Source organism: Pseudomonas sp. REB1044, from assembly GCF_038813925.1.
Taxonomy (GTDB): domain Bacteria; phylum Pseudomonadota; class Gammaproteobacteria; order Pseudomonadales; family Pseudomonadaceae; genus Aquipseudomonas; species Aquipseudomonas boreofloridensis.
Genome location: NZ_CP046139.1, coordinates 942266 through 966195, shown reverse-complemented (window position 1 = coordinate 966195; position 23930 = coordinate 942266). Strand labels below are relative to the sequence as shown.

The following is a 23930-nucleotide window of genomic DNA, read 5'->3' as shown; positions in this document are numbered from 1 at the left end:
TCCCGAGGTGTTCGTCATGCGCCATTGATGCCGCCGTCTTCACGACGGCCAGTCTCCACCTACCCCCACGAGCAGGGGGAGTTCTTGGCATCCATGGAAATGACTTATGACTAGCCCCTTTCTCACGCTGGAAGGCGTGTCTCATGTGCTGCCGGACGGCAGCACTTTATTCCGCGAACTCAACGAGCAATTCGACCAGCGCCCCACGGGTCTGGTCGGGCGCAATGGTGTCGGCAAAACGATGCTGGCGCGCCTACTGGCGGGACAGGTGCAGCCCACGACCGGGCGCTGCGCGCGGTCGGGCAGCGTGCATTACCTGAGCCAGCACCTATCGCCCGCGCCGGATATCACCGTCGCAGGCCTTGCCGGCGTGCAGGCCACCCTCGACGCGCTCGAACGTATCGAGGCGGGCAGCAGTGAGGTCGAAGATTTCGAGGCGGTGGGCGAGCGCTGGGATATACGCGCACGCCTGCAACACGCGCTGGACCGCGCCGGCCTGACTTATCTCGATGCCCGCACGCCTGCCAGCGCACTCAGTGGCGGCGAGGCCATGCGCGTCGCGCTGATCGGCGCCTTCTTGTCGGAGGCGGACCTCCTCATTCTGGATGAACCCAGCAATCATCTCGACCGAATCAACCGGCAGGCACTGATCGCGCAGTTGCAGCAGTGGACGCGCGGGCTGCTGGTGGTGAGTCACGACCGCCAGTTGCTGGAAACAATGGCGCGAATCGTGGAGTTGTCCTCTCTGGGACTGCGCAGCTATGGCGGTAACTACGGCTTTTACGCGCAATGCAAAGCGCTGGAATTACAGAACGCCGAGCAGCAACTTGAACAGCGCAAGCTCGAGCGTCAACGCGAAGAACGATCCTTGCGCGAACAACGCGAGCGCCTGGAACGCCGCCAGGCCCGTGGTAATCGCCGGGCTCAGGACGCTAATCAAGCCAAAGTGCTGCTGGGCCGTCAGAAAGAACGTAGCGAGGGCTCGGCAGGCAAGTTGCGTCAACAACAGGCGGCGAGCCGCGAACGACTCACCCAGCGCGTCTGTGAGGCCGCTCAACAGGTCGAAGACAACATGGCGATCACGGTGCACGCTTTACCTGTGGTATCCCCTTCCCAGAGACGAATCGCTGAATTGGAGAACGTGGAACTTCCGTTCGTGTCGGGTGCTACTCGCACCATCAGCTTGATGTTGACCGGACAACAGCGGGTTGGCGTCGTCGGCCCCAACGGGTGCGGCAAGTCCACTTTGCTCAAAGTGCTCGCCCGGCAACTTCAGCCGTTGTCCGGGAGTTGCCAAGTGTTTGTGGAAGGCTTCTATCTAGACCAGCGGCTATCGAATCTGGCGCCGCGGCGGACGGTGCTGGAGCAGATGCTGGCGGCCAACCGCGCTGCCACCGAGGGGGAACTGCGGATGCGCCTTGCGCAACTTGGGCTGGATGCGCAGAAAATTACCGTGCCGAGCGCTTCGCTCAGTGGCGGGGAACGCCTGAAAGCGGCGCTGGCTTGCGTGCTCTACGCTGACCCACCTGCGCAGTTGTTGTTGCTGGATGAGCCTAGTAATCATTTGGACCTGGCTTCGGTTCAGGCGTTGGAGGTGATGCTGAGCGGGTATCGGGGTGCGTTGGTGGTGGTGTCGCATGATGAGGCGTTTATGGAGGGTGTTGGGTTGACGCATCGGTTGGTAGCGACTGGGGAAGGCTGGGGGATGAAAGAGATGCTGAGAGCCTAGGCGCTGTCTGACCAGCCTTGATACCCGGTGATGCGAGAGTGTCAGATTTTTTGTGTGCGGGCCGATAACGGCCTGCCGTCAGGCTGGCCATGCTTTTACCAGGTCGGCCTGATAAATCGATCTCCGTACAGCATCGCGAATTGATTCATCGCATTTTTCCAGTCATGGGCCGCTGAGCCCCAGTTTGCCGTGATGTTCCGCAGCCCCAGCCAGATCAGCTTGGTGGCGGCCTCATCCGTTGGGAAGTGACCACGCGTTTTGATGATCTTGCGTAGCTGGGCGTTGATGCTTTCGATCGCGTTGGTCGTATAGATCACTTTTCGAATGCCCGACGGGAAGACAAAGAATGGAATCACTCGATCCCAGGCTCTTCTCCATGCCGCAACTACCGTTGGGTACTGTTTGCCCCAAGGGCCGTTTTCAAAGGCATCCAGTGCCTGCTCAGCCGCCTCGGCGTTGATGGCCTGATAGATCGGCTTGAGCGCTTTGGCCAGATCACGACGCTTATCCCACGCTGCATAATCGAGACTGTTGCGGATCAAGTGGACAATACATGTTTGCAGCGTGGTGGCCGGAAACACGGCGCTTAGCGCATCTGGCATCCCTTTGAGGCCGTCGGTTACGGCGATCAGCACATCCTCAACGCCGCGCGTCTTAAGGTCATTGAAGACCTTCATCCAGAACTTCGCACCTTCGGTATTTTCGATCCAGATCCCGAGAATATCGCGCGTCCCATCGGGTAGAACGCCCAGCGCCAAGTAAATCGCTTTGTTGCGCACAAGCCCTTCTTCGCGAATCTTGACTCGCAGCGCATCAAAGAAAATGACCGGGTACATCGGCTCCAGCGGCCGCTGTTGCCACGCGCCGATTTCCTCCATCACCTCGGCCGTGACCGAACTGATGAAGTCGTGCGAAACATCCGTTCCGTACTGTTCAGAGATGAATGCGCGAATTTCCCGAACGGTCATGCCTCGGGCATACATGGCGATGATCTTGTCATCGAAGCCGGTGTAACGGCGTTCATGCTTGGGAATCAGGATGGGCGCAAAACTACCGTCTCGATCACGGGGGATATCCAGCCGCAGCGGCCCCTCTCCAGTCAGAACCGTCTTTCCAGTCCTGCCATTGCGCTGATTGGTTTCATCCTCTGGACGCTGCGCGCCCGGCAGATACCCCAGATGGTGACTGAGCTCGGCGTTCAAGGCCCGTTCGATCAGCGCCTTCTTGAATGCCGCAGAGGCATCTTCGATAGCCTCCGCAGTCATCAGGCCCTCACCGAACTGCTCAAGCAGCTCCTTGGGGATTTTTGGTAGGTCACGCAGGGGTTTCTTCTTGGTTGGCATACATGCACCTCTTGCTCATGTTATGCCCGAACACAAAATTTCTGACATACCCGGTGATGCTGCTTGGAAAACCGCCTGGATCGCCAGCCCGGTGGGTATGCTCATTTACAACGCGTGAAATCGAGCGCGACTCCGACCGTCCCTCGGCGGTTTTCGCCTTGGCTGACCTTCGTCTCAAGACTTTTCAAACAGCGCCTAGAAAACGGCGACGAGCATCCTCTTGTCCTGGGCGCCTTTGACTGGGTGAGTTACAACAGCTCCCGGAACGCGATCCTCGCCATCGAGTGAGGTGCTAACCCACGCTCAAACATGACGCCCAGGAGCCTTTCAAATCCTCCTCACACCGCCACTGACACCGAGGCCCTCGACCGCCAAGCAAAGCCCAACACCATCAACAACCCCACCCCGGCCATCGCCGCCCCGCCAGGGAAATCGCCGGAAAACCCAACCCTGCTTTGATCACCGCGCCCCCCAGCGCCGCGCCAATTGCGTTGCCAAGGTTGAACGCACCGATGTTCACCGCCGAGGCGAGATTAGGCGCGTCCTTGGCGGCTTCCATGACGCGCATTTGCAGCGGTGGCACCAAGGCGAAGCTGGCGATGCCCCAGATCAAAATGGCTGCGGCGGCCGGCAGCGGCCAGCGCATTAATACGGTAAACGCCAGCAGGACCAGGATAAGCACGCTCAGCGAGATGATCAGGGTGCGGTCTATCGAGCGGTCGGCGGCTTTGCCACCCCACATATTGCCCAGTGTCAGCCCCACGCCGAACAGCACCAGCATGGCGGTGATGAAGGCAGAGGAGACGTGAGTTTCGCTACTGAGGATCGGTGCGATGTAGGTGAAGACGGTGAACATTGCCCCCGAGCCGACGACGGTCAGGGCCAACGCGCCCAACACCGGGGCTCGACCCATTACCCGGATTTCGGCCATGACACCGACGCTTGGCGATGCCTGAAGGTCGGGCAGGGCGAACCACAACGCGGCCATGGTCACCACGCCAAGGCCGGTGATCCCCAGAAAGCGGTGCGCCAACCGAACAATTCGCCAAACCAGGCGGCTAGCGGCACACCGCCAATGGTTGCGAGGGTGAGCCCCATGAACATGGCTGCTACTGCGCCAGCACGTTTCTCAGGGGCCACCACGCTGGCGGCGACGATCGAACCGACGCCAAAGAATGCACCGTGATTCAGTGAGGTCACCACCCTGGCGATCATGAGGCTGTAGTAGTCGGTCGCCAGTGCGGACATGAGGTTGCCCAGAGTGAAAATCGCCATCAGACCTATCAGCAGATAGCGTCGGGGAATCTTGCCGGTGGTGAGTGTCATCAGCGGCGCGCCCAGCAGCACGCCCAGGGCATAGGCGCTTACCAGCAAGCCCGCAGCCGGAATCGAAACGCCGAGGTCCGCAGCGATGCCCGGCAACATGCCCATGGGGGCGAATTCCGTCACGCCGATGCCAAAGGCACCTACGGCGAGTGCAACAAGAGGTGGATTGATACGCATGGCAGGCTCCTTATCTATGCCCGCAATGCTATTATCCGGCGCTTTATGGCGGTAGATGGCGTTTTTGGTAATCACCTTTGCCTAAGAGGCACAAATGGACTTCAACGGTAGATCAGGTGAAATGTTCGTATTCGCCACCGTGGCACAAGAAGGTAGTCTGTCGGCCGCCGGACGTGCATTGGCGCTCACGCCCTCGGCAGTCAGTCGAATCATCGCGCGTGCCGAAAAACGGCTGGGTACCCGGCTGTTGTTACGCACCACCCGGGCGATCACCTTCACCGCCGAGGGCGAAGCGTTTTTGCGCGGCGCTCGGCGCATCTTGGCCGACATGGATGAGGTGGAAGAGTCCATTGCTGACCAAGGCGTACCGAGGGGGCGATTGCGGGTCAGCGCTGCCCTTGGCCATGGGCGTCTGTCCATCGTTCCCCTGGTCGCGGCCTTCAGCGAGCAGTACCCGAACATCGTCGTCGATCTCACTTTGGGCGACGAAGTGGTCGACATCCTCGGCGGCCAAGCTGATGTGGCCGTACGTTTTGGTCACCTGCCCGACAGTCCGCTTACCGCACGCAGGATCGGCGACACGGGTCAAGTGGTGGTGGCATCGCCCGAATACCTACAGCGCCACGGCACCCCTCAGGAACCTGAAGACCTGTTGCGGCACAACTGCCTGCGCTTCAACTTCCGGCGTGCTGAACCCAACTGGCCGTTTGCGCGCGACGGTAAGGAATTTTCCCTCAAAGTCAGCGGCAACATCGAGTGCAGCAGCGGAGAAGCGCTTGCCCAACTTGCGCGAGTCGGCGCCGGTATTGCGCGTATCGGCGAGTTCACCGTCAGCGATGACCTGCGGCGGGGCGACCTTGTAGCGCTGCTGCAAGCCTGGAACCCCGGTGACCGAGAACCGATTCATGCGGTTTTCATTGGCGGCCCGACGATGCCGGCGCGGGTGCGGTTATTCGTGGATTTTTTGCTGGAGCAGCATCGAATGTAGGCGAGCGCGTTGGCTGGATCGTTTCGGTGAGGGATGTTCAGGGCCTCGAGTAGCGGGGCCTTGCTGACTGGCGCAATCGGGAGTCGTTGCCTCAAGGACGGATGCTTACACATCAGGGGCCGGAATGAGAGGCTGCTTTCGGCCCAGAACAGTCACTGGGATCTTGCGGCTGTTTGCCGGGCCATGGCCGGTGCGCTCGGCTACAGGTAGACAATTGAATGCCGTAGCTCAGAAGAAATCGATGCTGCTTACCATCGCACCAGGGGTTGGCAGTGGACCGCACTTTCGTAAATTCTGAATTTGCTAAATATCTTGATCGCGAGTTCATCAGCATCGGGAAAGCTTGGAGCCTCACCAAGGCGGGAGACTTCAATGGCACCTTGGCTAAGGCGCTCCTGCGTAATCACGTCTGCATTCGAAAAGAGGTCAGCGCGCAGCCTAATGGCCTCATGAGTCGGGAAACTAAGCCCGTGAACTGACCACCAGTGGGTCGCGGAAACAGAAAACCGGCCAGAAGGCCAATTTAGAGGGTTTCCACAGCATTCAGCGGATGCAGTGGAGCTGGATGTGGTGCCGGAGACAGGAATCGAACCTGCGACCTTCGCGTTACGAGTGCGCTGCTCTACCGACTGAGCTACACCGGCGTGTGCGCAACGCTACCACTGCCGTGCGCGTTACGCAAACCTCTGTTTCGCCTCACTTATTCCCCTGCCCTTCGCCCTGCCCCGCCAACCCGGCGCAACCGCTGGGCGCGAGGTCGCTTTCCAGGTCCGTACTGCATGCCCAGCCCGTGGCCGAACGGGTCAGCGTCAGCCGTTTGCCCAGTACGTTGGCGGGTGCATCGAGCAGGGTGCAGACAATGCTGCCGGTGCCCGCCGCCGCCGTGCCGCTGGCGAGGATGGCGCAGTGCGCGGTGCTGGCCTGTCCGCCGAGGCTGGCGGCGTCGGTCACGTCCTTGCCTTCGTTCAAGCGCAGATCCATCGGGGTCTTGAGGGCGGAGATTTCCAGCAACCCGGCGGCTGCTTTACCGCGGGCCTGGTGGTTGGTGTACATGGGGATGGCGATGGTGGCGAGGATGCCGATGATCGCTACGACGATCATCAGTTCGATGAGGGTGATGCCGCGTTGCCCTTTCATAACAGGTTCCTTGTCGATTCGGTCTGGCCGCGACCTGGGGTCGGGGGCCGGCTGGCGCGCAGTAGAGCCCAATGGACACCTTTTGTCACCCCTGCGCGGTGGGACGTCATGTCCGCTGACCTACTCTAGTGAGCGTCTGCAATTTCTGCCCTGGGAAGGGCGTGGCGAGCTGTTACCGGGCTTGTCGGTGGCCAAGGAGGCTGTGATGGGGGCGATGCGGTGGTATGCGTGGGAAGGGGCGGATGCGCACGGGGCGCGGCTGACGGGTCGGGTGCAGGGGCGCAGTCCGGCGTATGTGCGGGCGGGGTTGCTGCGCCAGGGTATTCAGGCGGCGCGGGTGTGGCCGGCGAGCGAGGTGGACTGGCGGTTGCCGGGGCGGCGCGAGGGGGTGAATGCGCCGGGGTTTTCGCGGCAGTTGGCGACGCTGCTGAAGGCGGGAGTGCCATTGTTGCAGGCGTTCGAGGTGATGGGGCGCAGTGGTGCGGATGCGGCGATGGTGGCGCTGTTGGGGCGGGTGCAGCAGGAGGTGGCGGCGGGGTTGAGTTTGGCGCAGGCGTTGCAACGTCAGCCGCGCGGCTTCGATGGGTTGTACTGCAACCTGGTGCGGGTGGGTGAGCAGTCGGGGACGCTGGATCGGCAACTGGAACAGTTGGCGGACATGCTCGAACGGCGTCAGGCGCTCAAACGGCGGGTGCGCAAGGCGATGCTGTATCCGTTGATCCTGCTGCTGACCGGGCTGGCGGTGGCGGCCTTGTTGCTGCTGGAGGTGGTGCCGCGCTTCGAGGGCATGTTCACGGGGTGGGCAAGGAGCTGCCGGTGTTCACGCAGTGGGTGATCGATGTGTCCGACGGACTGGGTCGGCATCTGCTGATGATACTGACGGTGTTGGGGATAACCGGGGTGGGCTGTGTGCAACTGTACCGTGGGCATCTGCCGACGCGGTTGTGGATGATTCGTCAGGCGCTGCGGCTGCCGATGTTCGGGCGGCTGCTCAGCCACGCGGCGCTGGCGCGCTTCGCGCGCAGTCTGGCGACGGCCTATGGCGCGGGGGTAGCGTTGCTCGATGCGCTGCACACGGTGGCGCCGGCGTGTGGCGATGCGCTGCATGAGCGGGCGGTCGGGCAGTTGCGTCAGGGCATGGCCAATGGTTTGGGGCTGCACCAGGCCATGGCGCTGGAGCCGCTGTTCGCGCCGTTGCTGGTGCAGTTGACGGCCATTGGCGAGTCCAGCGGCACGCTGGACGCGATGCTAGACAAGGCGGCCTGTCATTACGAGGAACAGGTGGGTCTGGTATTGGAACAGTTGACCAGCCTGCTGGAGCCGGCCATCGTGCTGATCCTCGGCGTGCTGGTGGGTGGCCTGGTGGTGGCCATGTACTTGCCGATCTTCCAGTTGGGTAGCCTGATCTGACATGAACCTGTGGATATTGCTTGTCGACCAGCCGGGACTGTTCCTGGCCGGTGCGGCGCTGCTTGGCCTGCTGGTGGGCAGTTTTCTCAATGTGCTGGTGCTGCGGTTGCCAGTGATGCTGGAGCGCCAGTGGCGGAGGGAGGCGCGTGAGGTGCTGGGCTTGGGCCAAGTGTCCTACCCGCGTTTCGACCTGTGCCTGCCTGCGTCGCACTGCCCGGCGTGCCAGCATCGGATTCGGCCGTGGGAAAACATTCCGCTGCTCAGTTACCTGTTGTTGCGCGGGCGCTGTTCGGCGTGCCGGGGCGGATAAGCCTGCGCTATCCGCTGGTGGAACTGAGTTGCGCGCTGGTGTCGTGGCTGGTGGCGTGGCATTTCGGCGTGAGCGAGCAGGCGCTGCTGGGCCTGTTGCTGACCTGGTGCCTGCTGGCCCTGAGCCTGATCGATACGGACCATCAGTTATTGCCGGACGTACTGGTGCTGCCGACCCTGTGGCTGGGCCTGGTGATCAATGCCTTCGGGGTGTTCGTGCCGTTGGCCGATGCGCTGTGGGGGGCGGTGCTCGGTTACCTGAGCCTGTGGTCGGTGTACTGGGTGTTCCGGCTGATCACCGGCAAGGAAGGCTTGGGCTACGGCGACTTCAAACTGCTGGCGCTGCTCGGGGCCTGGGGCGGCTGGCAGGTACTGCCGCTGACCTTGCTGCTGGCCTCGTTGGTGGGGGCGCTGGTCGGGGTGTGTCTGCTGAAGCTCAAGAAGGCCTCGTTGCAGACCACACTGCCGTTTGGACCTTATCTGGCCATTGCGGGGTGGATCGCCTGGCTCTGGGGTGATGAAATACACGCTTCCTACCTGCAACTGCTTGGATACTGATGACCACTGCAGCCTTCACCCCTTGGATTCTCGGACTCACCGGCGGCATCGGCAGCGGCAAGAGCGCGGCGGCCGAACGCTTCGTCGAGCTCGGCGTGCACTTGGTGGACGCCGACCAGGCCGCGCGCTGGGTGGTGGAACCGGGCCGGCCGGCCCTAGCCAGCATCGTCGAGCGCTTCGGTGCGGGGGTCTTGCTGGAGGACGGTACGCTAAACCGCTCGGCGTTGCGCGAGCGCATCTTCAGCGACCCCACGCAGCGGCGCTGGCTCGAACAGTTGCTGCATCCGCTGATTGGCCAGGAGATCTTCAGCTACCTGGCCAAAGCGCAATCGCCCTACGCGGTGTATGTCTCGCCGCTGCTGATCGAATCCGGCCAGTACCAGAAAACCCAACGCATCCTGGTGATCGACGTGCCGCAAAGCGTGCAGATCGCTCGCACGCTGCAACGCGACGACACCAGCGAAGCCCAGGTGCAGGCGATCCTGGCAGCGCAGCTGTCGCGCGAGGAACGTCTGCGCCATGCCGACGATGTGGTGGTCAACGACCGCGACCTGCCGTGGCTGCATCAGCAGATCGATCAGTTGCATGCCTTTTACCTGACTTTACGAGGAGGCCAGCCTTGAGCCAGCCAATGACCGTCGATTGCCCCACCTGTGGCGCCCCCGTGGAATGGAGCGCGAACAGCCCGAACCGGCCGTTCTGTTCGGACCGCTGCAAGTTGATCGACCTGGGCGCCTGGGCGGCCGAAGAGCACAAGATTCCGGCGGCACCGGAGTCCGAAGACGAACTGTATTCGGGGGATCTTGAACCCCGGCATTGAGCGCGGCGAGCTGAACGCCGTCAGTCTTCCTTCCAAGGCGCCTGCAAGTAGCGGGTGCGGTTGAAGGTTTCCAGCCACTCGGGACAGAACACCACCAACGCGCTGATGACGGTGCCGTTGATGAAGGCCTCGGGGAACATCATCAGCCACAGGTAGCCAATGAAGTCGCCGAGCCATTCGGGCATGGCGAACAGGCCATCCAGCCACAGCAGCGCCATGCCTGCCAGCAGGCACACCAGGGTTGCCAGGGCGGCGGCGAAGAACCCGGAGCAGAAAATGTAGACGAACAGGTTGCGTGGCTGGGCCCGTTCGACCCGCGTGGCGCAGGCTTCGGTGACTAGCACGGGCAAGGCCACGATCAGCAGGCCGTTGATGCCCAGGGCGGCGAGGTCCTGGCGCCCCAGGGCGAGCAGGCCGAGCTGCGCCAGGCAACCGCCGAGCACCGCCAGCGGCCAATCCAGCAGCAGCGTCACGGCGGTCATGCCGAGGAAATGGTAGGACACGCCCGAGTCGAAATCGCGCCGCACCATCCACAGCGCAAACAGCGCGAGCACCGTGCCGAACAGCAGGTGCTGGCGGCGCGGGTCGCTGAACAGCTCGACCCAGCGGGTGCGGCTGGCGGCCCACAGCAGCAGCGGTGCGTAGGCCAGCCAACCGAGGGTCAGGCTGGTGCTGGACAGGACCTGGGCGCTGATCATGACGACCTCGCATCGGTGGCGGATGCCGCCGAGTCTACACCCGAAGCCGGTTCGCGAATCTTGCGTGAAGACAAGACCTTATCCTTCACAATTGCAGACTAAGCTTGTTGCCATGGATGACTCAGATTACCTGCGCCTGCTTACCATCCAGGCCGAACAAGCCAATGCCTTCCTGTCCAATGCCCGCAAATGGGAGCGTGAGCGTTGGGTCTGCCAGCGCCTGCTGCAAGGGCTGAACATCCCCTACCGCAGCGAAGACTTCACCCCGGCCGGCCAGGAGCCACCGGACGTGCTGTTTCGCGATGCGGCCTTCGAAGTGTTCTTCGTGCTCGACCAGGGCCGCCGGCTCAACGACGAATGGCGCGAGGAACTGCAGCGTCGACGCAGCGCGTTTTCGCTGGCGCAACTGGTGCGTCGCGAGGCGCGTCCACGGCGCATCAGCGCCCAGGAACTGATCGGCCGCCTGGGGCCGACGCTGGGCAAGAAAGCGCGCAATTACCGCGAGCGCGGGCTGGACCTGGGCGAGCTGGACATCATCGCCTTCGCCAGCCTCAAGCGCGAAGTGCTCGACCTCAACAGCCACTTCCCGCCGCCCACCGAGTACCTGCGCCAGGGCTGGCGCTCGCTATCGCTGGTGGGACCGACCTTCGCCCGGGTGCTGTTCGCACACCCGGACGCGCCGGATTTCCTGCGCGCCAACCTGGGCCGCAGCATCGTGTTCGACGTCGGCATCAGCCTTTGATCGTGTGCCGTGTGACGTTGCAATGACGTACACTCGGCGGCGCAGATGAAAGGTATTATCATTCGTTTCAACTTCTTTCCAAGGCTGTAGGAAACGTTGTACCGCGCCTGCACTCCAAGACGTCTACCCCACGACGCGCCGTCCTGCCCCGGACGCTGCCCGTCGAGCCGCCCGCCACGTGGACCGGTGCTATGAGCTGCCTTGCGCTCGCCCTCCCCTGTGTCGAAGCGGCCGGACCTCGTGTCCCCGAATTCCGTAAAACTTGTGAGATATCCCATGACTCATCGCATCGTGATTGTCGGCGGCGGCGCCGGCGGCGTGGAACTGGCAACCCGCCTGGGCAAGAGCCTGGGCAAGGGCAAGCGCGCCGAGATCACCCTGGTCGACGCCAACCTGACGCACATCTGGAAACCGCTGCTGCACGAAGTGGCCGCCGGTTCGCTCAATTCCTCCGAAGACGAGCTCAACTACGTGGCCCAGGCCAAATGGAATCACTTCAACTTCCAGCTCGGGCGCATGAGCGGCCTGGACCGTGAAGGCAAGCGCATTCAGCTGGCCGCCACCCTCGACGAGGAAGGCCGCGAGTTGCTGCCGGCGCGCACCCTGGGCTATGACACGCTGGTGATCGCCGTAGGCAGCAACACCAACGACTTCGGCACCCTGGGCGCGGCGCAGCACTGCCTGTTCCTCGACAGCCGCAAGCAGGCCGAGCGCTTCCACCAGCAACTGCTCAACCATTATCTGCGCGCCCACGCCGGCGACACCGCCAGCGAGAAGATCAGCGTGGCCATCGTCGGCGCCGGTGCCACCGGCGTGGAACTGGCGGCCGAGCTGCACAACGCGGCCCACGAGCTGGCGGCCTATGGCCTGGACCGTATCCGTCCGGAAGATATGCACATCACCCTGATCGAGGCCGGCCCGCGCGTACTGCCGGCGCTGCCCGAGCGCATCAGCCAGCCGGTACACAAGACCCTGGAAAAACTCGGGGTGACGGTGATGACCAACGCGGCCGTCAGCGAGGTGACCGAGGACGGCCTGAAGACCGCCAGCGGCGAGGTGATCCAGGCGAGCCTGAAGGTGTGGGCGGCGGGCATTCGCGCGCCGGGCTTCCTCAAGGACATCGATGGCCTGGAGACCAACCGCATCAACCAGTTGGTGGTGCGTCCGACCCTGCAGACCACCCGCGACGACGACATCTTCGCCTTCGGCGACTGCGCCGCCTGCCCGCAGCCGGGCAGCGACCGCAACGTGCCGCCGCGCGCCCAGGCGGCACACCAGCAGGCGTCGCTGCTGGCCAAGAGCCTGAAGGCTCGGCTGGAGAACAAGCCGTTGGCCACCTACACCTACAAGGACTACGGCTCGCTGGTCTCGCTGTCGCGGTTCTCGGCGGTGGGCAACCTGATGGGCAACCTCACCGGCAGCGTGATGCTCGAAGGTTGGCTGGCGCGGATGTTCTATGTGTCGTTGTACCGCATGCACCAGATGGCGTTGTACGGTGTGTTCCGCACAGCCATGCTGATGCTGGGCAGCAAGATCGGCCGCGGCACCGAGCCGCGCTTGAAGCTGCACTGAGTCGATCGGGGGAGCCATTGAGCCGCTCCCCAACTCCTCGCCCCTATTGCTGCAGATGGGCGAGCAACCGCGCCACCGTCTCAGCCAGCGGCCCGGAGTTATCCAGCAGCAACAAATGGGGGTCGGCCTCGCGCGCTTCGCTGGCGAAACGGGCGTTGCGCGCCAGGCGCGCCTCCACTTCCTCCGGGGTTTCCCGACCGCGCGCCAGCAGCCGCTGACGCAACACGTCCTGCGCCACACTGAGCAACACCACCTGCAACTGTGGATAACGCAGCCGGGCCTGGGCCAGGTACCCGCGTGAGCCGTTCACCAGCACGTCGTGCCCTTGTTCGAGCCATTGGTCGATGATCCGTGGAATCCCGTACTGCAACCCGTTGGCCTGCCAATGCAAGGCAAAGGCGCCCTCCTCGCGCATCTGCTCGAACTGCGCCGCGCTGACCGCCATGGCGGCCTCGCCGGTGGCCTCGGCCGAGCGAGTGATGACGCGCCGGGCGATGCACGCGCCCTTGGCCGTCAACTGTTCGCGAGCCGCGTCCAGCAGGCTGTCCTTGCCTGAACCGGACGGCCCGATGAGGTAGATCAACCTGCCTGCCATCGCCTTCCCCTTTACCTTCGAGCCACTGCGCCAGCGTGACAGGGCGTCATGACCGAATTGTCGCAGTGTGCGCGACAGATCGCGACCTGCAACCCGACGTCGGGCTGCAGCCCTTGATGTGCGCGGCGTCACGTTCTGCAAGACGCTAGCACATGCGTACTATTTCCAGCGCGCCGAGCGCTCCGGATACTCCCCCTGTCAACACGTCGCACCTATGGAACGCCAAGGCCTTGATGGCCGGCAGCCACTAGCGTGGCCTCTAATGGAGTATCTGGAGTCGCTATGAACCCCCTATTCAACCTCTCCCCGCTCGCGTTCGCGATCACGCTCAGCGTGCTCCCGAATGCCCAGGCGGCGGACTACAACATCAACAGTGGGCAGGAAACCTGGAGTAGCGATCGCGGCATCGATGGCTCGATTTCGCTTCGCCCCAGTAACGGCACCCCAGCCGGCCTGACCATCAACAACGGTGCCCAGGTCGTCAGCAAAGGCGGACGAATCGGCGGCTCATCGACCAACAGCGAAGCCAACACGGCCATGGCCACCGTCGTGGTCGAAGGCGCCGGCACCCGCTGGGTCGTGCCACGCACCAACGCGGTGCTGGATAACGCCATCGTCATAGGCGGTGCGGGCCAGGGGACGCTGAACGTGCTCGACGGCGGCCAGGTGTCGGTGCGCGATCTCCAGCTCAGCGACAACGGTAACGCCGGCAACGGTTTGTCCCGGGCGAACCTGTTGGTCAGCGGCCAGAACGCCAAGGTGGATGCGGTCAATGTGACCTCCGGCGGCGTCTTCATCTACGACTCGCGCATCAACCTGCAGAACGGCGGCCAGCTCGCCAGCGAACGCGTCGCCATCGACTCGATCAGCACCCTGACCGGCGCCGGCACGCGTTGGGACAACACCGGCACCTTCAAGAACCGCAACGACCTCAGCCTGAGCGACGGCGCCGTATTGACCAGCGACTCCATGGAACTGGGCGCAGCCAGCATCGGCCGCAACACCGTGGTCAGCGTTTCCGGCGAAGGCACGCGCCTGGCCACCCGTGCCCTGACCCTGGGCACCACCACCCGCAGCACCAACATGATGCTGGCCAATGGCGCCGAGCTGAGCAGCACCGACGGCATCGACATCAGCGTGCTGACCAGCATCAACTCTGCGGCCCGTGGCGCCTTGAGCATCGGTGGCGCCGTGGTGCGCGACGACGACCGTACCGACATCGACTCGATCACCGCCAGCGCCGCCCAGGCCGCCGGTCGCCTCGACCCGCAGACGGCGATCCGCTTCGGTGCCGGCAGCGGCGCGCTGGCGTTCAACCATACCGACAGCGACCTGCAACTGAGCAACCGCATCAGCGGCGCGGGCCGGGTCTACTCGTTCAGCGGCAACACCACCCTGAGCGGCGACCTCACCGGGCTGTCCGGCAGCACCGTGGTACGTGGCGGTCGCTTGGTGCTGGCCGGCGACGTCGACCAGACCAACCCGCGCGGCACCTCGTTGCTGAGCGTGGGCAACGGCACCTTGGTGGTCAACGGCACCGTCGGCCACACCGACGCCTCCGGCAACTACAGCAACCGCGCCCAGGTGCTGGACGGCGGTGTGCTGGCCGGTCGCGGCCAGGTCGGCAGCACCCAGGTGGCTTCCGGCGGTACCCTGTCGCCAGGTGAAGGCGCACTGGGCAACCTGTCGATCAAAGGCGACCTGGACATGGCGGCGGGCTCGCGTTACGCGGCGGACATCGCTGGCGACGGCGGCTCGGACCAGGTCAACGTCAGCGGCACTGCCACCCTGCGTGGCACCCGCGTGGACGTCACCACGCTCAACGAAGCGCAGAGCTACCAGAACGGCCAGACCTACACCTTGCTCACCGCCCAAGGCGGCGTGGTCGACGGTGCGGCGGCCGGCACGGCTTACGCGCAAGCCTTCAGCAACTCGGCCTTCCTCGACGTCAGCCTGCAGCGCACGGCCAACGCCCTGAACCTGACCATCGCGCAGAAGACCACCACGCCACCGGTAGAGCCACCCGTCGAGCCCCCTGTGCAGCCGCCGGTCGAGCCGCCCGTAGAGCCACCGGTTCAGCCTCCGGTCGAACCCCCCGTAGAGCCGCCGGTTCAGCCTCCGGTCGAACCGCCTGTCGAGCCACCCGTCCAACCGCCTGTGCAGCCTCCGGTCGAGCCACCGGCAACCGGCGGCACGCCAGGCATCTTCCAGACCGTGGCGCTCACCGAGAACCAGTGGAACACCGCCGGAGCCCTGAGCGTGCTGCAGCAGAGCGGTGATCCGCTGCGCCTGTACAACAACTTGCTGGTGCTCGATGCCGCCAGCGCGCGCAACGCCATCGATCAGCTCTCCGGCGACTACCACAGCAGCACCGGTACCGCGCTGATCGTCAACAGCCAGGTGGTGTCCGGCGTACTGGGCTCGCGCCTGCGCACGCTGCTCGACAGCAACACCGTGCGCATGCCGCTCGGCGCCTCGAGCTTCATGCCCGCCGCACCCGATTACCAGGGCGGCGCCTGGGCCCAGACCTTCGGCAACTGGTCGCGCCTGGACGGCAACAACGGCTCCAGCGGCCTGCGCCAGCGCACCGGCGGAGTGCTGATCGGTGCCGACGGCAGCATCACCCAGGACTGGCGCGCGGGCGTCTACGGGGGCTACAGCCGCTCGAAGTTCGATGCTGACGACCGCGACGCCAAGGGCAACAGCGACAACTACCACCTGGGTCTGTACACCGGTGCCCAGCTTGATGCCCTGCGTCTGAGTGCGGATGTCGGCTACACCTGGCACAAGCTCGACAGCGAGCGCAACGTGGGCTTCGCCGGGTTCAACGACCACCTCAAGGGCAAGCGCGATGCCAATACCCTGCAAGCCAGTGGCGAGGCGGCTTACCGCATCGGCCTGGGCGCAGTGGCCTTGGAGCCGTTCGTGGGCGTGTCCTACGTGAAGTACGACGCCGACAGCTTCCGCGAAAAAGGCGGTGCCGCGGCGCTGGACGTGTCCAGCGAGAAACAGGACACCTGGTTCTCGACCGTGGGCATGCGCGCCTCCACCCATACCCGCGTGGCCAACCGCGACACCCAGGTGTATGGCTCGCTCGGCTGGCGCCGCGCTTATGGCGACCTGGACCCACGCAACGAGCAGTCCTTCGCGGGCGGTCCTGACTTCGAAGTGCAGGGCATCGCCCAGACACGCAACGTGGCACTGACCGAAGTGGGCGCGAAGATGCGTCTGACCCGCCAGACCGACCTGGACCTGTCGTACCAGGGCCAGTTCGGTTCGGACACCCGCTTCCACTCGGTGAATGCGGGCATCACGGTTCGCTTCTAAACGCACTGCGGTGGCCTGCACCGGCCACCGTTCACCCGCGCGGACCTGCTGCTGGACGACAGCAGCAGGTCCGCGCGCCTTCAAGAGAATCTTCATGAAAACAGCATGCTCGACAGCCCTGGCGCTGGTCATCGGCCTGGGCCTGATCACCGGTGATCCAGCCCACGCCAGCACTGACGCCCAGGTAACCGCCAAAACCCACGCGTTCGATGTCTCACAGTTGCCAGTCTCGACCGTGTCCCTGGGCGCCTTCCCCTACATCGCCCTGCCGGACGGCTACACCACCGGCAGCACACCGGAGGTGTCCGAGTTCGATCAGATTCCGTTCTGGACCGGCGATCGGCTGGAACCGGTGGAAGGGCGCGTCTGGTCGGCGAACATCACCAATAGCGAAGGCAAGACCTTCTCCGACCTCGAACTGGCACGCAATGTCGAAGCCGTGGTGAAGGCACTGGGCGGCCAGCAGATTTTCAACGGCACCCTGACGCGAGAAACCACGGACGCACTGCAAAACTGGCCGCGCCATTTCGCCGAGAAGTACAACAGCGGCCTGGGCGATGTCTGGAACGACCCTGCGCACGTGTTCGTCATCCACCGGGAAGATCGAGACATCTGGGTGCACCTGTGCGCTTATGCCTTCGGCGCCGGACTGTTGATCGTCGAGAGCAAACCGCTGGCAATCACTGCACGGCCGCAACCGGCAACCCCATGAAGAGCCTGCTGGAAACCTCCGTATAGCACACCTGTACTAGCCCACGTGCGCTATTTCTAATGCGGTATGAGTTCGACATGATCATGCCTCTTCATACTTGTGCTGAACGGATTCCACGTCCTCAAATGACTTGCCAAATAATTGTGGCAGATGAACATCCGCTATACCGCGAGGGGATGATTGGGCTACTGAAATGCTTGCTACCGGATGCACACATCAGCCAGGCCGGAAACTTCGAACAGGTTCGGTTACTGCTCGGCAATCTGCCTTCGGCCGACATGTTGATGATCGAACTACGTCTGCCCGGCCTGGCGTCCATCGCCGAACTCGCGAAGTTGCGCGAGACCACGGAAAGTTCGCTGATCATTATTGTGATGTCGGCCCTGGAAGATCCCGAACTGGTCGAACTGGTTGTGCAAACGGGGGTGAATGGATTCATCGGCAAAAGTTGCTGCGCCGAACAAGTGCGCAAGACACTCGGGGAAATCCGCAAAGGCAAGGTGGTGGTCAGTTGCCAGGCGATTGAAGCGGCCGCCTTCGACAGCGATGACCCGGTGTGCCGGCTGACCGCCCGGCAACGTGAAGTCTGGCATCTGGTCGCCCAGGGCAAGACCAACAAGGAAATTGCCGCCGCCCTGGACATCTCCCCCTACACCGTGCGCGTGCACGTATCGTCGTTGATACGCGCGCTGAACGTGCCCAATCGCGCCGTGGCCGCAGCCCGCTTCGCCGGCCTCTACGCCGGACAGCCGTTGTAAAGGCGCCTATACGGCGCAGCGCTCGGCAGCCATCACCTTCACCTGCTCGAGCAGCACCGCGCGCAACTCCGGTGGCCGCACCGGCTTGGCCAGCACCGAGATGTTCTGGTCCTGCACCAGGGCGCGGATGCGCGCCATCTCATGGCCAGTCATGATCATCGCCGGCACCTCCCAGCCCCGTCGCTCACGGATGGCGGCGATGCACTCGGCGCCCGAAATCTTCGTGCCCAGGTCATAGTCGGCGATGATGATGTCGCAGTCAGTGATCACGTTCAGGCCGTCGCTATGGCCTTCCACCTCGCAGCCCCATTTCTCGAGCAAGGCCGAAGTCGCCATCAAGACACTGGCGTCGTCCTCCACCAGACACACGCGCAGGCCTTGAAGGCGGCTCTGCACCGGCGCTGGACGGGCGACAGCGATACGCGGCGCAATGGCTTTCAAACCTCGGACGCTGGCACAGGTACCGCGCTCGACACGCGAGTGCAAGTGGACTTGCAGGCCGATCAAGCGACCGATGCGCTGGACGATGGACAGCCCGAGTCCCAATCCCTCGACGTCTTTGTCACGCTCGTGGCGCACCCGGTAGAACTCCTTGAACACCTCAGGCAGATGCTCGGCGGCGATACCTCGGCCTTTGTCATAGATGACGATGACCAGTTCACTGCCGCGCCGCCGAACACCGATGAGCACCGGCTGACCGGCGGCGTACTTCAGCGCGTTGGACACCAGGTTCTGCACCAGGGTCGTCAGCAGTCCCGGATTGACCTCGACCCAGTACCGGCAAGGCCGCAGGCGCAACTCGACCCCCGCCCAGCGCGCCGCCTCCTGGTTCTGCTTGACCACATCGCGCAACAGCGCGTCGAGGTTCACAGGCTCGGACTGAGGCTCGAGTTGGCCGTTGTCCAAGGTATAGATGTCCAGGATCGAGCGGAACAACTGCGAAACCGTGTGCAGTGAGCGGTCGATGTTATCCACCAGCCGCAACTCTTCGCGTGGCAGGTTGGCGTCGCGCAGGCAAGCGGTGAACAACCCGATGGAGTGGATCGGCTGACGCAGGTCGTGGCTGGCCTGGGCCAGGAAGCGGGACTTTTCCTGGTTGGCAACCATGGCCTCCTGGGACGCCTGGCGCGTGCGCTTGAGCAGGACATCGGCGTAGGCTGGCACCACGATGGTGGTCACCATCAACGTCAGAAACATATAAGGCTGGGAATGCCAGTAAGGGTCGAACCAGAACACCAGGACCAACGTGGCCAGTGCGATCCCGGTGGCCCAGGCCAGATAGCGCGGACCAAAGCGCATCCCGTTGCCCAGGGTGACCCACAACAGCGCGACGTAGATCGGCAACGCCGCCTCTCCGCCCAATGCCAGGGCGAAGGCGATGCCGGCGTAGTCGTGGAACATGGACAGTAGCCGGCGCCAGAAGTAATGCCCGGGCCAGCGCTTGATCGCCAGGCGCAGGAACACCGAGACAAAAATGAAGGTGGTGATGTAGGTGATGATCGGCAGGTAGGTCATCGCGCGGTCCGCGTTGAATACCGCCAGTGCCAGCATGTAGACAAGCGCGATACTGCTGACGATCAGCCTCAACGTGGCTTGATCGACCTCGCTTTTCACCTCGGCCATGTTCATCCCGCGCAAACCTGCGCCAGTGCTATTCAACTCAAACCTCCTTGTCGAGACTCAGACCGCCAGGCGGGCATCTTCCATGGCCTTCACCTGCTCCAGCAACACTGCCCGCAGCTCCGGCGGCCGCACCGGCTTGGCCAGCACCGAGATGTCCTGGTCAGCCACCAAGGCGCGGATACGCGCCATCTCATGCCCGGTCATGATCATCGCCGGCACGTCCCAGCCGCGGCGCTCACGAATGACAGCAATGCACTCGGCGCCGGAAATCTGGGTACCCAGATCATAGTCGGCAATGATGATGTCGCACTCGGTGATCACGTTCAGGCCATCGCTATGGCCCTCCACCTCGCAGCCCCACTTCTCCAGCAGCGCCGAGGTGGCCATCAGGACACTCGCGTCGTCTTCCACCAGGCACACGCGCAGACCTTGCAGGCGGCTCTGCACGGGGGCCTGGCGTACGATCTCCTGACCGGGGGCGATGGCCTGCAAGCCATGAATGGTTGCGCAGGTGCCATGGTCGACCCGCGAATCCAAGCGAACCTGCAGGTCGATCAACTCGCCGATACGCCTGACGATGGACAAGCCCAGGCCCAAGCCTTCCACGTCCTTGTCGCGCGCATGACGCACCCGGTAGAACTCCTTGAACACCTCGGGCAAGTGTTCGGCGGCGATCCCACGGCCTTTGTCGTAGATGACGATGGACAGACCCTTGCCGTGGCGGCGCACCCCCACCAGTACCGGCTGACCGGCGGCGTACTTGAGGGCGTTGGAGATCAGGTTCTGCACCATGGTACTCAGCAGCCCCGGATTGACGTTCACCCAGTGCTGGCAGGGCCGCAGGCGCAGCTCCACCCCCGCCCAGCGCGCCGCCTCCTGGTTCTGCTTGATCACATCCTGCAGCAGCGCGTTGAGGTTGACCGGCTCCGATTGCGGTTCGAGCTGGCCGTTGTCGAGGGTGTAGATGTCCAGGATCGAGCGGAACAACTGCGAAACGGTGTGCAGCGAGCGGTCGATGTTGTCCACCAGGCGCAGTTCCTCGCGCCCCAGGCGGGCGTCGCGCAGGCAGGCGGTGAACAGGCCGATGGAGTGGATCGGCTGGCGCAGGTCGTGGCTGGCCTGGGCCAGAAAGCGCGACTTTTCCTGGTTGGCGGCGATGGCTTCTTCGGAGGCGATGCGCGTGCGCTTGAGCAGGATGTGCGCATAGGCCGGTACCACGATGGTGGTCACCATCAGCATCAGGAACATGTAAGGCTGCGAGTGCCAGAACGGGTTGATCCAGAACACCACGACCAGCATCGACAGCGCGATCATGGTCGCCCAGGCCAGGTACTGCGAGCCGAAGCGCATGCCGTTGCCCAACGTCACCCAGAGCAGTGCCGCGTAGACCGGCAGTGCGCCCTCGCCGCCGACGCACAAGGCGAAGGAGATGCCGGCATAGTCATGGAACATGGCGAATATCCGCCGCCAGAAGAAGTGCCCCGGCCGCCGTTTGATCAGCATGCGCAGAGGCACTGCCACGCTGATGAAGAACGCCATGTACCAGAGGATCGGCGCGTAGGTGGCGAAGTTGCTCGATGGCAGGCAGGCCACGATGAAGATGTACATCGATGCGCAGGTACTGACCGTCAGGCGCAACGTGGCCTGGTCGAGTTCGCTGTTCTTCTCGGTCATGTTATCTGCACCTCTACGCGCGTCTGGGCGCGGTTGAATTTGAACCCTGGGTCAAGGTTTGCGCTACTATGCGCCCACTCGGGCGTCGGATGGATCTGGAACATGTCGTGCAGAATCATAGTGGCGGATGACCACCCGCTGTTTCGCGAGGGCATGCTGCGGACGTTGGAACGGCTCCTGCCGGGTGCGCAGATCGAACAGGCCGGCAACCTGGATGAAGTACTGGCCCTGGCCCGCCACGGCGGCGAAATCGATTCGTTAGTGCTCGACCTCCGGTTTCCGGGCCTCACGTCACTGTCGGTCATCGGCCAACTGCGCCAGGAATTCAAGCGCACCTCCATCATCGTGGTGTCCATGGTCGATGACCTGGACGTCATTTCCCAGGTCATCGGCCAAGGCGCCGATGGCTTCATCGGCAAGAATGTCGACCCTGCCGGTATCGCCGAGGCCATCATGGCCATCCGCGAGGGCGAAGTGGTGGTCCGCTACAACCCGGAAAATCCGATCCTGGACCCCAGTCTTTCCAACCTCACCGCCCGGCAGAAACAGGTGCTTGGCCTGATCGCCGCCGGCAAGACCAACAAAGAGATCGCCAAGGAACTGGGTATTTCGCCGTTCACCGTGCGCATTCATGTCTCCACGCTGTTGAAGACACTGGGCGTGCCCACTCGGGCGGCAGCGGCGGCTCAATTCAGCAACTTTCCGGTGACCGGTAGTTGGACGCTGGAGCGCTGAAATGTGTAAGTTGGTGAGCTGACTCAGCGGCGGTTAGTACAGTTACCTGGCAATGAACAGCAACCCGTCGCCAGTATAAACACTCCACTTCTGCGCGCCGTTAGTACAGGTGTGCTATAGCCGAGAAAGAGCAGCAGGCATACCCTCTGCCGGCACTTTCACTCATTGAAAAGGCTGCTCTAGTTCACACTTCGGCGTCGCGTTGTGGGCACCTGTGTGTCTCGATTCGATAGCCGTCAACTTCCACTGGAACAGCCGCGACCTTTTACAGGTGACGCTATGGCTCGCACACATAAACAATTCATGCACATCGGCTTGGCTGTATGCCTGATGACCGGTGCTCTCACCGGCTGCAGCAGCTCAGGCAACTTCGTCAACCCACTCGATTCGGGTTCACAGAAGTACAACGTGGCCTACCTGAAGCAGACGTTGATCCCCGGCAAGACCACCAAGTCCCAGGTGCAACAACTGTTCGGCACGCCCGCAGAGGAAGCCCTGGACGCCTCCAGCCGCAGCAATGGTTCTAACTGGACGTACAGCAAGAGCGAAGAGGGTCTGGACAAGTACATGGCCCTGGCCCACAAGTATGTGTCCACCGAAAATAGCCTGAAGATGTACAACGCTTCTGCACAGGTTTCCAAGGCGCAGGGCGTGATGAGCGACGTGGGTAGCGTCACTGGGATGACCAAGCCAGCAGGCCAGGCACAAGGCTCCCGGCTGATCATCTACTTCGTGGATGATTTGGTGGATTACTACCGGGTGTACTGAGCAAGGCGGGGGCGCGGTCGCGCGCCTTACTGGAGGCAAGTGGAGCGCATCGCCGGGCAGGGACGCCCGACATAGCCTCTGGAAGCGCCATCAGGCAAGCAATGGCAAAAACGAAAAAGCCCGCCATATGGGCGGGCTGTTTCTTGTCCTCATCACACTGAAGCAGAACTTCTTCTCGCTTCATTCAGCTCCCACTACATCAGGAACCGCTGTGAATATGGTGGGTCGTGTAGGATTCGAACCTACGACCAATTGGTTAAAAGCCAACTGCTCTACCAACTGAGCTAACGACCCGGAAAATGGTCGGGGTGAGGGGATTCGAACTCCTGACATCCTGCTCCCAAAGCAGGCGCGCTACCGGACTGCGCTACACCCCGAAATTGGCTCCGCGACCTGGACTCGAACCAGGGACCCAATGATTAACAGTCATTTGCTCTACCGACTGAGCTATCGCGGAACTGCACTTCGTACAACCTTAAAACTGCGAAGCTTGTGTTAGCTTCGATCTCTTTAGCGTTGTCGCTGCTGAGGCCGGCTATTCTACATTCTTCGTTTTGCTTGTCAACCACTTTTTTTCACCCAACTTACTGATTTGTAAGTTGTTTTCAGATCACCTGTACCGCCGTTGATCTGGGTAGTGCCTGACAGCGGTGCGAATATTAGGCGTACCGTTTTCATTGTGCAAGCATTTTTTTCAAAATTTTCAGCGAGTTAGCACGGAGCGAGAAAAATCAGGGATTTACGCACCTCGCCCCTGCACGGTGACAAGAAAAAGCCCCGCGGATGCGTAATGCGGTTCACTTAAGATCTGTATTGCTGGAATTGGGGCTGCTGCGCAGCCCATCGCGGCATAAGGCCGCTCCCAAAGGTCCGTACAGCCCCATGTTTCAGGGTTTGCGCGGACTTTGTGGGAGCGGCCTTGTGCCGCG

18 protein-coding genes, 4 tRNA genes and 3 pseudogenes are annotated in these 23930 nt (G+C 62.8%); 14 read left to right on the top strand and 11 right to left on the bottom strand.

Translation table 11 applies throughout. The annotated features are described in order from the left end of the window. Positions 1 to 106 precede the first annotated feature (106 nt). Positions 107 to 1729: an ABC-F family ATP-binding cassette domain-containing protein gene (locus GKC70_RS04520; protein WP_342650575.1), complete on the top strand. Its 1623-nt coding sequence runs from the start codon at positions 107 to 109 to the stop codon at positions 1727 to 1729. A gap of 95 nt (positions 1730 to 1824) precedes the next feature. On the opposite strand, the gene GKC70_RS04515 is transcribed toward GKC70_RS04520, so the two are convergent. Then, on the bottom strand, positions 1825 to 3072 hold the full coding sequence (locus GKC70_RS04515; RefSeq protein ID WP_342648733.1) for an IS256 family transposase: 1248 nt from the start codon (positions 3070 to 3072) through the stop codon (positions 1825 to 1827). Positions 3073 to 3410: 338 nt separating this feature from the next. Beyond that, positions 3411 to 4575: pseudogene (locus GKC70_RS04510) on the bottom strand (MFS transporter). Between the two features lie 94 nt (positions 4576 to 4669). Between GKC70_RS04510 and GKC70_RS04505 the strand changes: the two are divergent. Both GKC70_RS04505 and GKC70_RS04500 read left to right on the top strand, forming a co-directional pair. Beyond that, a complete protein-coding gene (locus GKC70_RS04505; RefSeq protein WP_342650574.1) occupies positions 4670 to 5563 on the top strand; it encodes a LysR family transcriptional regulator in 894 nt (297 codons plus the stop codon). A gap of 272 nt (positions 5564 to 5835) precedes the next feature. Then, positions 5836 to 6042, top strand: coding sequence for a hypothetical protein (locus tag GKC70_RS04500; RefSeq protein WP_342650573.1), 207 nt, complete (start codon positions 5836 to 5838; stop codon positions 6040 to 6042). Positions 6043 to 6131: 89 nt separating this feature from the next. On the opposite strand, the gene GKC70_RS04495 is transcribed toward GKC70_RS04500, so the two are convergent. Together GKC70_RS04495 and GKC70_RS04490 are read right to left on the bottom strand one after the other, a co-directional pair. Beyond that, positions 6132 to 6207, bottom strand: a tRNA-Thr gene (locus tag GKC70_RS04495). Positions 6208 to 6259: 52 nt separating this feature from the next. Beyond that, entirely contained in the window at positions 6260 to 6700 is a 441-nt protein-coding gene (locus GKC70_RS04490) for a pilin (RefSeq protein ID WP_342650572.1), read from the bottom strand. A 205-nt stretch (positions 6701 to 6905) separates the two neighbouring features. Between GKC70_RS04490 and GKC70_RS04485 the strand changes: the two are divergent. The 4 genes and pseudogenes from GKC70_RS04485 (at position 6906) to yacG (ending at position 9797) form a co-directional block, all read left to right on the top strand. Beyond that, positions 6906 to 8110, top strand: a pseudogene (locus GKC70_RS04485) (type II secretion system F family protein). A 1-nt stretch (position 8111) separates the two neighbouring features. Next, positions 8112 to 8977 (top strand): annotated as a pseudogene (locus tag GKC70_RS04480) (A24 family peptidase). Then, positions 8977 to 9600 carry a dephospho-CoA kinase gene (gene coaE / locus GKC70_RS04475; RefSeq protein WP_116889126.1) on the top strand — a complete coding sequence of 208 codons (624 nt, stop codon included), beginning with the start codon at positions 8977 to 8979 and terminating at the stop codon, positions 9598 to 9600. The pseudogene GKC70_RS04480 and the gene coaE overlap by 1 nt, the downstream one beginning before the upstream one ends. Then, positions 9597 to 9797 (top strand): DNA gyrase inhibitor YacG, encoded by a 201-nt coding sequence (yacG, locus tag GKC70_RS04470; protein ID WP_029614418.1) that lies wholly within the window; start codon positions 9597 to 9599, stop codon positions 9795 to 9797. Before coaE ends, yacG begins: the two co-directional genes overlap by 4 nt. 20 nt (positions 9798 to 9817) lie before the next feature. Here the strand turns inward: yacG and GKC70_RS04465 are convergent, their stop codons facing one another. Beyond that, positions 9818 to 10495, bottom strand: coding sequence for an energy-coupling factor ABC transporter permease (locus GKC70_RS04465; RefSeq protein WP_039580129.1), 678 nt, complete (start codon positions 10493 to 10495; stop codon positions 9818 to 9820). A 112-nt stretch (positions 10496 to 10607) separates the two neighbouring features. On the opposite strand from GKC70_RS04465, the gene GKC70_RS04460 reads away from it, so the two are divergent. Together GKC70_RS04460 and GKC70_RS04455 are read left to right on the top strand one after the other, a co-directional pair. Further along, positions 10608 to 11237, top strand: a complete 630-nt coding sequence (locus GKC70_RS04460; protein ID WP_039580132.1) for a DUF1780 domain-containing protein — start codon at positions 10608 to 10610, stop codon at positions 11235 to 11237. A 276-nt stretch (positions 11238 to 11513) separates the two neighbouring features. Further along, positions 11514 to 12809: an NAD(P)/FAD-dependent oxidoreductase gene (locus GKC70_RS04455; protein ID WP_039580135.1), complete on the top strand. Its 1296-nt coding sequence runs from the start codon at positions 11514 to 11516 to the stop codon at positions 12807 to 12809. A 43-nt stretch (positions 12810 to 12852) separates the two neighbouring features. On the opposite strand, the gene phnN is transcribed toward GKC70_RS04455, so the two are convergent. After that, the gene (gene phnN / locus GKC70_RS04450; protein WP_342650571.1) at positions 12853 to 13404 is read right to left on the bottom strand and encodes a phosphonate metabolism protein/1,5-bisphosphokinase (PRPP-forming) PhnN; all 552 of its coding nucleotides are present in this window, start codon (positions 13402 to 13404) and stop codon (positions 12853 to 12855) included. Positions 13405 to 13686: 282 nt separating this feature from the next. Between phnN and GKC70_RS04445 the strand changes: the two genes are divergently transcribed. From GKC70_RS04445 to GKC70_RS04435, 3 genes are all read left to right on the top strand, one after another. Next, positions 13687 to 16731 (top strand): autotransporter domain-containing protein, encoded by a 3045-nt coding sequence (locus tag GKC70_RS04445; protein ID WP_342650570.1) that lies wholly within the window; start codon positions 13687 to 13689, stop codon positions 16729 to 16731. Between the two features lie 94 nt (positions 16732 to 16825). Next, positions 16826 to 17443, top strand: coding sequence for a hypothetical protein (locus GKC70_RS04440; RefSeq protein WP_342650569.1), 618 nt, complete (start codon positions 16826 to 16828; stop codon positions 17441 to 17443). Positions 17444 to 17520: 77 nt separating this feature from the next. Next, complete coding sequence (locus GKC70_RS04435; protein WP_342650568.1) at positions 17521 to 18201, top strand: response regulator transcription factor; 681 nt, start codon at positions 17521 to 17523, stop codon at positions 18199 to 18201. Between the two features lie 6 nt (positions 18202 to 18207). Here the strand turns inward: GKC70_RS04435 and GKC70_RS04430 are convergent, their stop codons facing one another. Further along, on the bottom strand, positions 18208 to 19824 hold the full coding sequence (locus GKC70_RS04430) for a hybrid sensor histidine kinase/response regulator (RefSeq protein WP_342651467.1): 1617 nt from the start codon (positions 19822 to 19824) through the stop codon (positions 18208 to 18210). Between the two features lie 57 nt (positions 19825 to 19881). Then, entirely contained in the window at positions 19882 to 21498 is a 1617-nt protein-coding gene (locus tag GKC70_RS04425; RefSeq protein WP_342650567.1) for a hybrid sensor histidine kinase/response regulator, read from the bottom strand. 102 nt (positions 21499 to 21600) lie between these two features. Between GKC70_RS04425 and GKC70_RS04420 the strand changes: the two genes are divergently transcribed. Together GKC70_RS04420 and GKC70_RS04415 are read left to right on the top strand one after the other, a co-directional pair. After that, a complete protein-coding gene (locus GKC70_RS04420; RefSeq protein WP_342650566.1) occupies positions 21601 to 22233 on the top strand; it encodes a response regulator transcription factor in 633 nt (210 codons plus the stop codon). A 279-nt stretch (positions 22234 to 22512) separates the two neighbouring features. Next, a complete protein-coding gene (locus GKC70_RS04415; RefSeq protein ID WP_342650565.1) occupies positions 22513 to 23001 on the top strand; it encodes a hypothetical protein in 489 nt (162 codons plus the stop codon). Positions 23002 to 23219: 218 nt separating this feature from the next. Here the strand turns inward: GKC70_RS04415 and GKC70_RS04410 are convergent. From GKC70_RS04410 to GKC70_RS04400, 3 genes are all read right to left on the bottom strand, one after another. Then, positions 23220 to 23295: transfer RNA gene (locus tag GKC70_RS04410), tRNA-Lys, on the bottom strand. Positions 23296 to 23301: 6 nt separating this feature from the next. After that, positions 23302 to 23378 (bottom strand) — tRNA-Pro (locus GKC70_RS04405). 4 nt (positions 23379 to 23382) lie between these two features. After that, positions 23383 to 23458: transfer RNA gene (locus tag GKC70_RS04400), tRNA-Asn, on the bottom strand. Positions 23459 to 23930: the final 472 nt, after the last annotated feature.

Bases quoted from the DNA above. Each gene is read 5' to 3' on its own strand.
- GKC70_RS04505 (WP_342650574.1), top strand. From the start codon at position 4,670: ATGGACTTCAACGGTAGATCAGGTGAAATGTTCGTATTCGCCACCGTG.
- GKC70_RS04455 (WP_039580135.1), top strand. From the start codon at position 11,514: ATGACTCATCGCATCGTGATTGTCGGCGGCGGCGCCGGCGGCGTGGAA.
- GKC70_RS04420 (WP_342650566.1), top strand. From the start codon at position 21,601: ATGTCGTGCAGAATCATAGTGGCGGATGACCACCCGCTGTTTCGCGAG.
- GKC70_RS04490 (WP_342650572.1), bottom strand. From the start codon at position 6,700: ATGAAAGGGCAACGCGGCATCACCCTCATCGAACTGATGATCGTCGTA.
- GKC70_RS04425 (WP_342650567.1), bottom strand. From the start codon at position 21,498: ATGACCGAGAAGAACAGCGAACTCGACCAGGCCACGTTGCGCCTGACG.
- GKC70_RS04460 (WP_039580132.1), top strand. From the start codon at position 10,608: ATGGATGACTCAGATTACCTGCGCCTGCTTACCATCCAGGCCGAACAA.
- GKC70_RS04520 (WP_342650575.1), top strand. From the start codon at position 107: ATGACTAGCCCCTTTCTCACGCTGGAAGGCGTGTCTCATGTGCTGCCG.
- GKC70_RS04435 (WP_342650568.1), top strand. From the start codon at position 17,521: ATGATCATGCCTCTTCATACTTGTGCTGAACGGATTCCACGTCCTCAA.
- GKC70_RS04515 (WP_342648733.1), bottom strand. From the start codon at position 3,072: ATGCCAACCAAGAAGAAACCCCTGCGTGACCTACCAAAAATCCCCAAG.
- GKC70_RS04465 (WP_039580129.1), bottom strand. From the start codon at position 10,495: ATGATCAGCGCCCAGGTCCTGTCCAGCACCAGCCTGACCCTCGGTTGG.
- GKC70_RS04415 (WP_342650565.1), top strand. From the start codon at position 22,513: ATGGCTCGCACACATAAACAATTCATGCACATCGGCTTGGCTGTATGC.
- GKC70_RS04440 (WP_342650569.1), top strand. From the start codon at position 16,826: ATGAAAACAGCATGCTCGACAGCCCTGGCGCTGGTCATCGGCCTGGGC.
- GKC70_RS04430 (WP_342651467.1), bottom strand. From the start codon at position 19,824: ATGGCCGAGGTGAAAAGCGAGGTCGATCAAGCCACGTTGAGGCTGATC.
- GKC70_RS04445 (WP_342650570.1), top strand. From the start codon at position 13,687: ATGAACCCCCTATTCAACCTCTCCCCGCTCGCGTTCGCGATCACGCTC.
- coaE (WP_116889126.1), top strand. From the start codon at position 8,977: ATGACCACTGCAGCCTTCACCCCTTGGATTCTCGGACTCACCGGCGGC.
- phnN (WP_342650571.1), bottom strand. From the start codon at position 13,404: ATGGCAGGCAGGTTGATCTACCTCATCGGGCCGTCCGGTTCAGGCAAG.